The following is a 12,869-nucleotide window of genomic DNA, read 5'->3' as shown; positions in this document are numbered from 1 at the left end:
GCTTTGCGGTCAGAAAAACTGCAGGCCTTTGCGGTGCATTTACAGTGTTCCCCTTGACCAAGCCCTGCCAATCCATGACATCAAGGGGGCAATCGGGTGCGTTCCGATTGTTAGCTTCATTCGATCAAGAGCAACACGCAAAAGGAGCCGCCCATGGCAAACCCAGAAAAATCGGCATCTGAATTTTTGCAAACGCGCAGGTCAGTGCCTGCCAAAATGTTGGGCCTACCCGTGCCAGACCGCGCCGCGCTGATGCCCTTGTTGATGGCGGCAGTCCGTGTGCCTGACCATGGCAAGCTAGAGCCTTGGCGGCTGTTGGTGCTGGAACAGGGCGCAATGGCGCGGCTTGCAGCGCTGGCCGAGGCGCGCGCTTTGGCGCTTGGGCTAGATGCGGACAAAACCGCCAAAGGATCGGCGCAGTTTGAAACCGGAAACTTGGCTGTTGTGGTGATCTCCAGCCCAAAGCCGTCCGATAAAATACCGGTGAGTGAACAGGTGTATTCGGCAGGTGCGGTGTGTGTATCCTTGCTGAATGCGGCTCTTGCGGCGGGGTGGGGGGCAAATTGGTTGTCGGGTTGGCCATCCCATGACCGCAGTTTTGTGACCCAAGGCTTGGGGCTGACGGCAGATGAAACCGTGGCTGGCATTATTCACATTGGGACCGCCCAAAATACGCCGCCCGAACGGCCCCGCCCTGATGTGCCCGCCTTGGTGGAATGGGTGACGGAATGATATTTTCCGATTTTTTAAAAGCGATTGGCCAGATGGGCGACCGCCGCTTTCGCAAGGTTCTGCTGTGGGGCGTGGGCCTGACGCTGGCGCTGTTGGTTGGCGTTTATGCAGGGTTCTTGGCGGTGATCCAAACCTTTGTGCCCGACAGTGTGAACATCCCGTTTGTCGGGCCTGTGGGCGGGCTTGACACGTTGCTTAGCTGGGGGTCTGCGCTGCTGATGGTGGGGCTGTCGGTGTTCTTGATGATGCCGGTCGCCTCGGCCTTTACGTCTTTGTTTCTGGATGATGTGGCCCAAGCGGTTGAGGATAAGCATTACCCCGGCCTGCCGCCCGCGCAAAAGCAAAGCTTTGGGGATGCCGCGATTGATACACTGAATTTCTTTGCGCTTTTGGTTAGCGTGAACGTGCTGGCGCTGGTGCTTTACGCCTTTGCGGGGCCGTTCATTCCGGTGGTGTTTTGGGCGGTCAACGGGTTGCTGCTGGGGCGCGAGTATTTCACGCTGGTCGCAGCCCGCCGGATGGGGCGCAAGGCCGCCAAAGCCCTGCGCAAGCGTCATTGGCTAACGGTGTGGTGGGCAGGTGGGTTGATGGCAGCACCACTTTCCATTCCGTTTATCAACCTGCTGATTCCGGTTTTGGGGGCGGCCACCTTTACGCATTTGTTCCACCGCTTGCACGCGATGGAACCGCAGCGTTAGTTCTGCACCGTTTCCGGCGGCATCCGGCCCATATAGTCGAAATCACGCACGGTAATTTTGCCCGAAAGGATGATACTGCACAAGATGATCCAAATGATCGTCGCGGCGATTGTAGTGATCCAGGCTTTGCGTTTCACTACAAAACCGGACGGTGCGCTTTTGGGCGTGCCGGGCACAACTTCGCCCATGTCACCCTGCGATTTGAACCGTAGCGGCAGCACGACGAAAAATGTCATGAACCAGCACACGGCGAACATGACGAGGGCAGCGGTGATGGTCATACTTGCTCCAATTCCACTAGACATCCGTTAAAATCTTTGGGGTGAAGAAACAAAACCGGCTTGCCATGGGCGCCGATCTTTGGCTCGCCTGTGCCCAAAACGCGTGCGCCTGCGGCTTGCAGCTTATCGCGTGCGGCAAGAATGTCATCGACCTCATAGCAGATATGGTGAATGCCGCCTGCTGGGTTCTTTTCCAAAAAGCTGTTGATGGGTGAGTTTTCACCCAATGGATACAGCAACTCGATCTTGGTGTTGGGCAGGGTAATGAACACCACCGTCACGCCGTGATCTGGCTCATCTTGTGCGGGGCCAACAGTGGCACCCAGGGTGTCGCGGTATTGTGCAGCGGCGGCCTCTAGGTCAGGCACAGCAATGGCAACGTGGTTCAGGCGTCCAATCATCTGGGGCTCCGTTCTGGCGGGTTTCGTGTGGCTTTATGCGGTGTGACGGCCGCAGGGGCAAGGGGGCGCGCTGCCGCAGGGGATCTTGTGGATATGTTCAAATTTTATGCTGCTGATTCATCAATCGTTAGGGGATTCGGGGTTCAACTTGGTGACAGTCTTGCCAGATTGAAAGGTCAAACATGCCGTCCCCATTAACCCTTACTGTACCGTTCCTTTCGTTTGCGGCCCCCGCGCTGCCCGAAAGCCCCGGTTTATCCAACCTGAAAAAAGACTCTGCGTTGCCCTTGGCTGGGATCACATTGCTTGCGGTTGAAGACAGCCGATTTGCGTCTGAGGCGCTGCGGTTGTTGTGCCAACGCAGCGGCGCGCGCCTGCGCAGGGTTGAAACACTGGCAGCGGCCCGTAGGCACCTTGCCGTGTATCGCCCCGATGTTGTGCTGATTGATCTGGGCTTGCCCGATGGCAATGGGGTCGATTTGATCCGTGAACTGGTCAAAAACAACAAAGGCCAAAGCGTTGTTTTGGCGATTAGCGGTGATCCTGACGGTTGGTCCTCGGCCGTGCGGGCGGGCGCGGCAGGGTTTATAGAAAAACCGTTGGAGAGTTTGGCCAAGTTCCAACAGGTGATTTTGGGCCATCTTACGGGCCAGCCTGTGGGTGGTTGCACGCTGAGAGAGGTACGCAATATTCATCCTGACCAACAAGCGCTGCAAGACGATTTCATCCATGCTGCCGATCTTATCGAAAGCGGCGGAGAAGAGGGTGACCGCTATGTTGTTGATTTTGTACGTGGATTGGCGCGCAGTTGCCATGATGCGACGCTTGAAACTGCGGCTGTGCAAGCACGTTGTTCGTCCGAGGGGTTGGCAGGGCTTGGGCAGGTTCTGGCGCAGCGGATCAATGGTGCGGCGGATCCCTTTGCGAAAGCGATTGAAAAGGGATGAGAGGCTGGTTCAAGAGAGTGTTGGCGTTGTTTCTAACAGCCAAATCGGATCAGCCGCATCGTTTTTAGCCGCCGCATGCGCGTAGTATAGGGCTGTACGCCTCGCCTGCGGTTTCAGCCCCTCAGGGCGGGGTCATCATTGGCGCGGACCAGACGGGTCAGGTCGCTAAGACGTTCTCTTTGAGTGCCGTTTGCGTCAAAATTCGACGGCGCGAGCCAAGCCGAAAACGCCTCACGCAGGGCGGGCCATTCGCTGTCGATTACGGAAAACCAAGCCGTATCGCGGTTGCGGCCCTTGACCACGGCAGCTTGGCGAAAGATGCCTTCATAGGAGAATCCAAAACGCTGTGCGGCATGACGTGACGCCAAGTTGGCGGCGTTGCACTTCCATTCATAGCGGCGATATCCCGCATCAAACGCCCATTGCATCATCAAGACCATCGCCTCGGTTGCGGCGGCGCTGTTTTGCAGTTCGGGGCTAATGCAGATATGGCCAACCTCGATTGAACCGGCGGTCGGCGTAATGCGCAAATAGCTTGCAACCCCGCCGCAATGGCCCGTTGTTTGGTCGCGCAAAACATAAAACAGCGGGTCACTCTGGGCCGCCATTTCCTTGGCCCAGCGATGATACGCCGCAGCCGAGGTAAAGGGACCATAGGGCATGTAATCCCAAAGCGCATCATGGCCCGAAAAAGCGCGGTGCAAATCGGCAGCATGCACATCGGCATCAAGCCGCTCTAACCCAATATAAGTGCCTTTTAGCGGTGCGCCAACGGGGGCCGCAGGGGGAACCCATTTTGTTAGGTCTTTTGACATATGCGCGCCCTGTGCAAAAACTGGTTAACCCAGTTATGCGGTGATAGCTTTGCAACGGCAACACCCAATCGCGGCAGGCCAATTCCCTTGCGGCTACAAAATCAGCTTTGGGTCTTGGCCTATGTCCAGCCCCGGAAAAACGGCGTTTTCCAGCACCGAGCGGTCCAAGCCAAACAAACCGCGCATCGACCACGCAGCCCAGGCCCGCACGTCCGAGGTTGGCATCAGGTCACGGCGATCATAGAGCGCGGCTTCTGACAGGCCCGGCCATTTGCCCAGCACAGTGCCGCCGCGCAAGGCGCCCCCCGCAAGCACCATCGCGCCGCCAGTGCCGTGATCGGTGCCGCCGGTGCCATTTTGCCGCGCGGTGCGGCCAAATTCTGTCATTGCAATCAAGGTCGTACGGCCCCAGTTTTGTGGGCCAAGTTGGGCCTGCATCCGCAGAATAATCCTTTGCAGCCGCGACAATGGGCGGCTGATTGCAGCCGCTTGGCGGCGATGCGTATCCCAGCCCGCCAGCGAAAACGCGGCAATGCGCGTGGCCCCGTTCAACCGCCCCGCTGCGAAATCGACTAAGCTGTCGATGTCTGGCCATGCCCTGTCCGCGCCCATGGCGGGTTTGGCAGTTACCGCCTCGCGTGGTGCGCGCATTTCGCGGCCCGACAGGCCTTGTGAAAGCTCCAGCGCCTCGGTGCTGGCCTCGCGAAACAGGTCGTCGTCGTGATAAATGTGATCGAGCAAGGTCTGGCCTTGCTGCGACAGCGCCAGTTTCACCTCGGGCGTCCACTCACGGCTGGGGCCTTTGCCCGCCAGCAACGGCAGGGCCTCGCGCCCCACGGCATAGGCGGTTTCGGCGGTCAGGCCGGGTACGGATTGCAACATGCGGTTCAGCCAGCCATCGTGTTGCGAGGCGATTGGCATATCCATGCCGGTGCCGGCCTCTAGCATAATTTGACCGTCGAAATGGCTGCGTTTGTCGCGGTAAGGCGTTGACGTTGCATGCACAAACCCAAGCTGGCCTGCCTGCCACAACCTTTGCAGCCCGCTCAGGCCCGGATGCAGCGCGAACGGCCCTGTCAGGCCGATCTCACTGATGGGCAGGTGCGGGCGCAGCGCTGCGAAATCACGGTCACCCACCGGCTGCACCACATCCAACCCGTCCATAGCGCCGCGCAAAATCACCACGATTAGGCGGTTTTCGCCAAGCCCTGCCCCTTGGGCCATGGTCACCGACGTCAGCCACGGATAGGCCGCAGCCGAGCATCCAGCCCCTGTCATTGCTCGCAAAAACTGGCGTCTGTCCATCGGCTATCTCCGGTTAAAGGCGGGCGAGGCAAGCACCAACCCCACGCCTTCGCGTTTCGATTCTGCCCGCGCCACGGCCCAAAGCAACCGCGCATCGGCAGCCGGCCCAAGGGCGGTTTTGGCAAAGGCCACAGGGTCGGGCATCGGTACGATCAAGCGGCCTGGCACCTCCATCGCCCAAGTGATGCGGGCGGCCAGCCCTTGCGGGGTGATCCATGCTTCGGTCGCCTCGGCCCAACCATCGGGCCCTATGGGCTGTTGCCAGTCTTGGCCCATTAACGCCATAGGGCGTTGAACCATCCGGATAAATTGGCCCCGCCCCATGCGCCGCAACTCTGCCCCCGTCATGCCAAAAGCGCGTAGTGCTGCTAGCACAAATTCCACCGGTTGGCGGGCCTTTCCCTGTTCGGGTGCCCATGCGGCAGGGTGGCCCAGCATCGCGGCATAGACCTGTTGCAAATCACCGCCGCTGTCTTGATAGGCGGTGGTCATCGTGGCCACCAAGGCCAGATCGGGTTGGTCGGCCACGAAATGCACGGCGAGTTTGCGAGCGATGTGGGCGGCGGTTTCAGGCCTGTGGGCAAGGTCGGTCAGGGCGGCTTTGATCGGCGCAAGGCCTTCGCCGCCATAGGGTTTTCCCAGCACGGTCTCGGCGCCCGGTTCGGCCCGATTGGCATTAAACTGAAAGCCGCTGGACGGGTTGGCCGCAAGCCCCGTTAGCAGCAGCGCCATTTGCCGCACGTCGACCTGTGCATAATTTGCGTCAACGCCGAGGCTGTGCAGCTCTAACAGTTCGCGCGCCAGGTTTTCATTCAGTCCGCGTTTGCTGCGCTGGCCGACGGGTGAGTTGGGGCCGGTAGAGGCGGACTGATCCAGAAAAGACAGCATCGCCGGGTGCAAGGTGGCCGCGATCAGCATATCTGCAAAGCGGCCAGAAACATGCGGGCGGATTGCATCATGGATGAGCGCGCCGGGCAGGCCGCGTTCCACCGCCGACCGCGCCTTGGTGGTGAAATGATCGGCCCAAAAAGCAACCAGCCGTTCGCGAAACCCGTCTTCGGCATCTAAAGCTCGGGCAAATTGCGCCCGCACACCCGCCTCGGCGGCAAGGGTGACCGCGCGGATTGCCGCCTTGTAATCTGCGCCCAACATTTTGTCTTTGCGCGCCATTTTGCGGGCTTCAAACGCGCTTGCCATCATCGGTAGCACCTCGGCAAGACCTTGGGTTGGGTGCGTTTCGGCCATGTAATCGGGGCCAGTCAGCGCGGCCAGCATCGCCTGTGGCGTGGCGGTGTTGGCATGGGGCAGGCCATAGCCAAAACGAAAAGCGGCGAGGGTTGGCGGGTCAATCATGCGCGCAGTCCAAATGTATCAGCCCCAAGGTAGCCGATCGTTGTGTCGCTTTCATCTCACATTGCCGTTGCCCTGCCGCACAGGCGAAAGGCTGCCGACCTTATGCCGGTTTTGCCGTTGCTGGGCCGGGCCATAAACCTGCCCGCGCCCCTTCGGTCATGGCCAAAATCACGTGGTACATCAACCGGGTCAGCGCCTCGGACCACAGGCTGTTGCCCTCGGCGTCAAGCCGGTTCACGAAGACGGGGCGGCCTGCAAACCAGCGATCAAACATTAGGCACAGCATGGCCTGTGCGCGGGCGCCTGCCTCTGGCTCGGCTGCGATGTGGCGGATGGCGAGTGTTTTGATGACTTCGGTTTGTGGCCACAACAGAAAGCTGTTTTCGGTGACCTCGCCCGCAGCCGAGATGGCATCAAATGCAGCGCCTTTCAGCGGGCCAGAGTGGGCAAAGCCAAACCGATCGGCAAAGGCCAAAAGCCGTGCTGCGGGTGCGCCGATAGCGGGCGTTTCGGCCAGCTCGGCCTCTTGCAGCAGCAGCCATGCCCATTCGCATTGATGGCCGATTTCACGTCTTTGCCCATCCGCGCCGGGCAGGGGCAACAGATCGGGGGTCAGGAATTCGGCAAGACTTCCGCTGTCTTGGTCCATGAAATGGTCTAGGCCGGTGCTGCGCAATCCGGCGGCGCGTGTCAGCCAAACGGCATCGCCGGTCATGCGCATGGCTTGCAAGCAGGCTTCGTACAAATGCATATGCGGGTTTTGGGCGGGGGTCAGATTGGCCCCGATGTCATCGTTCAACAAAAGGCCTGTCGCGGGGTCGGTCAGTTCGGTTTGCAGGGCGTGCCAGCACTCCTCAATCAACTGCGGGACGCCGTCCGAGGGGCAGAGGCGGTTCCACGTGACCAGCCCCAGAATGACAAAGGTTTGGTCATAACTGCGGGCGCCTTCATCGGCGGCTTGTCCCGTTGGGCTGCCGTCGCGGTTGGCCGTGCAGCGGTAAAGGCCGGGGGCCTTGCGAAAGCGGTGCAAGAATGCGGCTTGTTTTTTGGCGGCAGCCAAAAGGGCCGGATCGTCCGACAAAAGTGCCGCATGTGACAGGGTGAACAGCGTGCGGGCTTGCGCCAACAGGGATTTGCCAGCCGTCAGGTCGGGGGTCCCATCTGCATCCAGCGCGTCAAACACGCCAAAATCGCCATCTTGGACCTGCGCCAGCCAATCACCCAAGAAATCACGCCAAAACCAATCAGCCCAAAATTGCGCATTGATGGCGGTGGCATTTTCAGTTTGGGCGGCGGGTTGGGGCGGGCAAGGTTTCATCGGATTCCCTTTTTGCTATCCGGCTTTTGGCTGTTAACCGGATAATGGTATACTTGTATGGCAGTCAAGCCGTGAGCGTGCGGCAGAGCTATATTCGATTCTCTGCACTTGTGGTATTATTGCAATAGCCAAGCCGTGCATCGCCTGTTACCCTATGTTGATATAAAGATAAAAAAACGAGCAGGCATACAGGCAATGGGAACGGGCTTTCAAGGCACGTTCGTTATCTCTTGGGCGCAGACAGAAACAGACGGCCTGAAGGCCGCACCATTGGACGTACTCGCCGTTGGCGCCTCTTGGCGCTGGACAGGTGACTCCGTTCGCGTAGATGGTGCGCAGGACGTTTTGCTACTGCAAGGTGCCGAAGGGGCAGCGGATTTACGCAAACGCGCAGCACGGATGGTGCGGCGGCTGATCGGATCTGCGGTTACGCCAAGCAGCATCGCCAAGGCTGCGGGCGATCATGGCGAAGATTTGCCAGACCAAAGTTTTATCGTCACCGATGGCATCCAAAGCTATACGGTCACATTGATCGACGTGCCCGATACTCGCGCGCGCCTGTTGATGTTTGTCGATAAGATTCCGCCTGCAAACAGTGATTTGTGGGTGGTGCGCTTGGCGATCGACCGCACAGCGCAGGTTACAGGCGCGCGCGCGGCAGGCGGGGTGATTTGCTTTACCCCCGGCACGGCCATTCGCACAAAGGGCGGCGCGCAGTTGATTCAAGATTTGCGGCCGTGTGATTATATCGCCACCAAAGACAACGGAATGCAGCAGATTTTGTGGATCGGCGCCCGCCGGATGACAGGCGCGCGGTTGCATGCGATGCCCCATTTGCGGCCCATCCGGCTGCGGGCAAATGCGCTGGGGTTGGGGCGTCCCGAGGATGATCTTTTGGTTTCGCCGCAGCATCGCATGTTGGTAAAAGGGGCGGCGACACAGGATTTGTTCAACACGCCCGAGGTGTTGGTGGCGGCGGAAGACCTGATCAACGACAGCTCTATTGTGGTCGATCAAACCTTGCGTGACGTGACCTATATTCACATCTTGCTTGAACGCCATCAGGTGATCTGGGCGAATGGGTTGGAAACCGAAAGCTTTCATCCGTCGAACACCGCGTTGGATACGGTCGCGCCGGACCAGCAGGCAGGCCTGTTGCAAATCTTGCCGGGGCTTGGCGATAACCCGCATATTTACGGCGATTACGCGCGGCGCAACCTGTCTGGCCCCGAGGCCGCTATTTTGCGGCACAATTTAGCGGCTTAACCGGTTGACACCATGGCGCGGGCCTATATAAGCCGCCCTGTCCTCGGATTTACGTCCGAGGACTTTTCATTGGTGTTGGTGGCCCTTGCAAAAGGAACCCTGTCACCCGCGGCCTAGCGGCCAAGGGGAAGGACAACGCCCTTCATGTCTATAACCGAAGGAGATCAGAGATGACAAAACGCACCTCTGCCAAGTACAAAATTGACCGCCGTATGGGCGAAAACATCTGGGGCCGTCCAAAGTCGCCAGTGAACAAGCGTGAATACGGCCCGGGCCAGCACGGTCAGCGCCGTAAGAACAAACTGTCCGATTTCGGTACACAGTTGCGCGCAAAGCAGAAATTGAAGGGTTACTACGGCGACCTGACCGAAAAGCAATTCCGCAAGATCTATACCGAAGCGGAACGTGTAAAAGGCGACACTGGCGAAATGCTGGTAGGTCTGCTGGAGCGTCGTTTGGATGCTGTTGTTTACCGTGCGAAATTCGTGCCAACAGTGTTTGCTGCACGTCAGTTCGTGAACCACGGCCACGTCACCGTAAACGGTCAGCGCGTGAATATCGCGTCTTACCGCGTTAAAGAAGGCGACGTGATTGCAGTGCGTGACCGTTCCAAGCAATTGGCGATCGTTCTGGAAGCTGTTGTTTTGGCTGAACGTGACGTGCCTGACTATATCGAAGTTGATCACTCGAAAATGACCGCAACATTTGTGCGCACCCCAACTTTGGGCGACGTGCCATATCCTGTTGTTATGGAACCAAACCTTGTGGTCGAATATTACGCCAAGAACTAATCTTGGTAGAAATAGGGCCTGCAACTGTGGGCCAAATGAAACGCCGCCCAATTTGGGCGGCGTTTTGCGTTTACAGCCTCTGGTCAGGGCCGCGCGAAGCCGTTAACAAGACGCTGCATCTCGGGGGAGCGCTATTATGACGTCTGACATTCGGCCACAGCCAGGCATTATGGACATCGCCTTGTACGTAGGCGGTGCAGCCACTGTTGCTGGCAAAACCAACACCATCAAACTGTCCTCAAACGAAAACCCGTTTGGCCCGTCGGATAAGGCCAAAGAGGCGTTTGGTCGTTCGGTTCATGCGTTGCACCGCTACCCCAACACCGATCACGCCGCCCTACGCGAGGCGATTGCCGACGTGCAGCATCTGGATGCCGACCGCGTCATTTGCGGCGTCGGCAGTGATGAGATTATCCACTTTCTGTGCCAGGCCTATGCAGGCCCCGGTGATGAGGTTTTGTTCACCGAGCACGGTTTCCTCATGTACCGCATTTCGGCGATGGCGGCAGGTGCCACCCCTGTTGAGGTGCCCGAGCGTGAGCGTACAACTGATGTCGGCGCGCTGCTGGCTGCCTGTAATGAGCGCACGAAACTGGTGTTTATCGCTAACCCCAACAACCCCACCGGCACGATGATTTCGGCTGCCGAGGTGGCGCAACTTGCCGAAGGCTTGCCACCCCAAGCGATCTTGGTGCTAGACGGGGCCTATGCCGAATATGTTGATGGCTATGACGGCGGGCTGTCGCTGATTGAGCAGCGCGACAATGTGGTGATGACGCGGACCTTTTCGAAAATCTACGGCTTGGGCGGTTTGCGCATCGGCTGGGGTTATGGCCCCAAGGCGATTATTGACGTGCTGAACCGTATTCGCGGGCCTTTCAACCTGTCAAACACCCAGCTTGAGGCCGCCGAGGCCGCTATGCGTGACCAAGACTATATTAACCGTTGCCGTGCCGATAATGCGCGGATGCGGGTTTGGCTTGCCGAAGCGCTTGCCGAGGTTGGGGTGCCGTCCGACACGTCGCTGGCCAATTTCGTGCTTGCCCGTTTCGCTGATGCCGCCGAGGCCGAGGCTTGCGATGCGTTTTTGTGTGACCAAGGGCTGATTGTGCGCCGCGTGGCGGGGTATAAGCTGCCGCATTGCCTGCGCATTACCGTTGGCGATGAAAGCGCGTGTCGCCGTGTGGCGCATGCTGTGGCGCAGTTCAAAGGCAAACGTTAATGGCTGTGATCTATGAAAAAGTAGCGCTGATCGGCTTGGGGCTGATCGCGTCATCCATGGCGCATGCGATGCGGCAACGCGGGCTTGCGGGCACGATTGTCGGCCATGCAAAATCGGCCGGCACACGCGATGCCGCGATGGAGCTTGGCTTTTGCGATGCGGTTTTTGACACGGCCGCACAGGCGGTTGATGGTGCCGATCTTGTGGTTTTGGCCGTGCCGATTGGTGCGATGGGCAGCATTGCCATTGAGATTGCGCCGCATCTGAAAGCTGGCGCAACTGTCACCGATGTAGGCTCGGTCAAACAAGCGGTGATCGATGCCGTCGCCCCGCATATCCCGCAAGGGGTGCATTTTATTCCCGGCCATCCGCTGGCAGGGACCGAACATTCCGGCCCGCGATCTGGCTTTGCCACGCTGTTTGAAAATCGCTGGTGGCTGCTGACCCCGCCCGAAGGCAGTGACCCTGATGCCGTGACCCACCTGCGCAATCTTTGCGAAGGGATGGGCGCCAATGTTGAAGAAATGGACGCACCGCACCATGATTTGGTGTTGGCCGTTACCAGCCACACGCCCCACCTTATCGCCTATACGATGGTCGGCGTGGCCGATGATTTGCGCCGCGTGACCGATAGCGAAGTGATCAAATATTCGGCTGCTGGCTTTCGCGATTTTACCCGTATTGCCGCCAGCGACCCGACCATGTGGCGCGATGTGTTTTTGACAAACAAAGACGCCACGCTGGAAATCCTTGGTCGGTTTACCGAGGAATTGTTCGCCTTGCAGCGCGCTATTCGCAAAGGCGACGGTGCGCATTTGCATGCGTATTTCACCCGCACCCGCGCCATTCGCCGCAGCATTATCCAAGCGGGCCAAGATACAGACGCCCCCGATTTTGGCCGTGGCGGCCAGCCAGCGCAGGCTAAATCCGAACCCGAAGCCAACGCATGAAACGGCTTGCGTTTGCCGTTTGCCTGACCTGTACATTTGGCCTTCCTGCACTGGCCGACATTGGTTCGGTTCGCCCACAGCCGCGCCCGCCGCAATCGCAACCCGTAGCCGTTCAGGTGTCGTCTAACGAAAATCTGATTTTGCCGCGCTCCATCCGCCCGCAACCGCGGCCAAAAGGCTTTGTCGAAAAGGTCAGCGCCCCGCCACAAGGTGTTATCGGCAAGCTGTTTGGCGGGCAGGAACGAGCCGTCCAAAAACCGAAAACATACGCCGCCGGGGGCGTTTGCAAAGATAGCGCGATTGAGGGCACTATGATTACGGCGATCAAAAGCCCCCAAAACGGTTGTGGCATTGATGCGCCCGTGCGTGTGACAGCTGTTGACGGCGTCAAGCTTTCGATGCCAGCAACGCTTGATTGCGAGACGGCTCGCGCTCTGCGTAAGTGGGTGACAACCAAGCTAAAGCCTGCTTTTGGCAAGACAAAAGTGGTCGGCTTGGACGTGGCCGCGCATTACGCGTGCCGCGGCCGAAACAACGTCAAAGGCGCCAAAGTCAGCGAACATGGCCGCGGAAAAGCCATTGATATCGCAGGGTTTAAGCTGGAGAATGGCACCGAGGTCACGGTGTTGAACGATTATAAATCAAACCGTGGCAAAGCGATCCGCAGCGCCCATAAAGGCGCTTGCGGGATTTTTGGCACCACGTTGGGCCCTGGCTCGGATGGTTATCATGAGAACCATTTGCACCTTGATACCGCAAAGTATCGCGGCGGGCCTTACTGCAAATAAAC

14 protein-coding genes are annotated in these 12,869 nt (G+C 58.8%); 8 read left to right on the top strand and 6 right to left on the bottom strand.

Translation table 11 applies throughout. From position 1 onward, the window contains the following. Positions 1–153: 153 nt before the first annotated feature. Both ACEN2J_RS09820 and ACEN2J_RS09815 read left to right on the top strand, forming a co-directional pair. Positions 154–732 (top strand): nitroreductase family protein, encoded by a 579-nt coding sequence (locus ACEN2J_RS09820; protein ID WP_442105410.1) that lies wholly within the window; start codon positions 154–156, stop codon positions 730–732. Further along, complete coding sequence (locus tag ACEN2J_RS09815) at positions 729–1,430, top strand: EI24 domain-containing protein (RefSeq protein WP_442105408.1); 702 nt, start codon at positions 729–731, stop codon at positions 1,428–1,430. The genes ACEN2J_RS09820 and ACEN2J_RS09815 overlap by 4 nt, the downstream gene beginning before the upstream one ends. Here the strand turns inward: ACEN2J_RS09815 and ACEN2J_RS09810 are convergent. Continuing rightward, positions 1,427–1,711, bottom strand: coding sequence for a DUF1467 family protein (locus ACEN2J_RS09810; protein WP_442105407.1), 285 nt, complete (start codon positions 1,709–1,711; stop codon positions 1,427–1,429). The genes ACEN2J_RS09815 and ACEN2J_RS09810 overlap by 4 nt on opposite strands. Then, positions 1,708–2,112 (bottom strand): methylmalonyl-CoA epimerase, encoded by a 405-nt coding sequence (gene mce, locus ACEN2J_RS09805; protein ID WP_442105405.1) that lies wholly within the window; start codon positions 2,110–2,112, stop codon positions 1,708–1,710. Before mce ends, ACEN2J_RS09810 begins: the two co-directional genes overlap by 4 nt. 182 nt (positions 2,113–2,294) lie before the next feature. Here mce and ACEN2J_RS09800 point away from each other — a divergent pair, with 182 nt between their 5' ends. Continuing rightward, positions 2,295–3,059 (top strand): response regulator, encoded by a 765-nt coding sequence (locus ACEN2J_RS09800; protein WP_442105403.1) that lies wholly within the window; start codon positions 2,295–2,297, stop codon positions 3,057–3,059. Positions 3,060–3,172: 113 nt separating this feature from the next. On the opposite strand, the gene ACEN2J_RS09795 is transcribed toward ACEN2J_RS09800, so the two are convergent. The 4 genes from ACEN2J_RS09795 to ACEN2J_RS09780 form a co-directional block, all read right to left on the bottom strand. Next, entirely contained in the window at positions 3,173–3,874 is a 702-nt protein-coding gene (locus tag ACEN2J_RS09795) for a GNAT family N-acetyltransferase (protein WP_442105401.1), read from the bottom strand. Positions 3,875–3,967: 93 nt separating this feature from the next. Beyond that, entirely contained in the window at positions 3,968–5,179 is a 1,212-nt protein-coding gene (locus ACEN2J_RS09790; RefSeq protein ID WP_442105399.1) for a DUF1501 domain-containing protein, read from the bottom strand. Positions 5,180–5,182: 3 nt separating this feature from the next. After that, positions 5,183–6,532, bottom strand: a complete 1,350-nt coding sequence (locus ACEN2J_RS09785) for a DUF1800 domain-containing protein (RefSeq protein ID WP_442105397.1) — start codon at positions 6,530–6,532, stop codon at positions 5,183–5,185. Between the two features lie 100 nt (positions 6,533–6,632). After that, on the bottom strand, positions 6,633–7,850 hold the full coding sequence (locus ACEN2J_RS09780) for an AGE family epimerase/isomerase (RefSeq protein WP_442105396.1): 1,218 nt from the start codon (positions 7,848–7,850) through the stop codon (positions 6,633–6,635). A 195-nt stretch (positions 7,851–8,045) separates the two neighbouring features. Between ACEN2J_RS09780 and ACEN2J_RS09775 the strand changes: the two genes are divergently transcribed. The 5 genes from ACEN2J_RS09775 to ACEN2J_RS09755 all read left to right on the top strand — a co-directional run bounded on the left by ACEN2J_RS09775 (position 8,046) and on the right by ACEN2J_RS09755 (position 12,867). Continuing rightward, the gene (locus ACEN2J_RS09775) at positions 8,046–9,116 is read left to right on the top strand and encodes a Hint domain-containing protein (RefSeq protein WP_442105394.1); all 1,071 of its coding nucleotides are present in this window, start codon (positions 8,046–8,048) and stop codon (positions 9,114–9,116) included. Between the two features lie 170 nt (positions 9,117–9,286). Next, positions 9,287–9,907, top strand: a complete 621-nt coding sequence (gene rpsD / locus ACEN2J_RS09770) for a 30S ribosomal protein S4 (RefSeq protein ID WP_442105392.1) — start codon at positions 9,287–9,289, stop codon at positions 9,905–9,907. Positions 9,908–10,043: 136 nt separating this feature from the next. After that, positions 10,044–11,129, top strand: coding sequence for a histidinol-phosphate transaminase (gene hisC / locus ACEN2J_RS09765; protein ID WP_442105390.1), 1,086 nt, complete (start codon positions 10,044–10,046; stop codon positions 11,127–11,129). Beyond that, positions 11,129–12,079: a prephenate/arogenate dehydrogenase family protein gene (locus tag ACEN2J_RS09760; RefSeq protein ID WP_442105388.1), complete on the top strand. Its 951-nt coding sequence runs from the start codon at positions 11,129–11,131 to the stop codon at positions 12,077–12,079. The genes hisC and ACEN2J_RS09760 overlap by 1 nt, the downstream gene beginning before the upstream one ends. Next, positions 12,076–12,867, top strand: a complete 792-nt coding sequence (locus ACEN2J_RS09755) for an extensin-like domain-containing protein (RefSeq protein WP_442105386.1) — start codon at positions 12,076–12,078, stop codon at positions 12,865–12,867. Before ACEN2J_RS09760 ends, ACEN2J_RS09755 begins: the two co-directional genes overlap by 4 nt. The last annotated feature ends 2 nt before the right edge of the window (positions 12,868–12,869 follow it).

The sequence above is a fragment of the Pseudorhodobacter sp. W20_MBD10_FR17 genome (assembly GCF_052119765.1).
Classification (GTDB): domain Bacteria; phylum Pseudomonadota; class Alphaproteobacteria; order Rhodobacterales; family Rhodobacteraceae; genus Pseudorhodobacter.
Note: the sequence above shows the minus strand (reverse complement) of the source record. Positions and strands in the feature narration are given on the sequence as shown.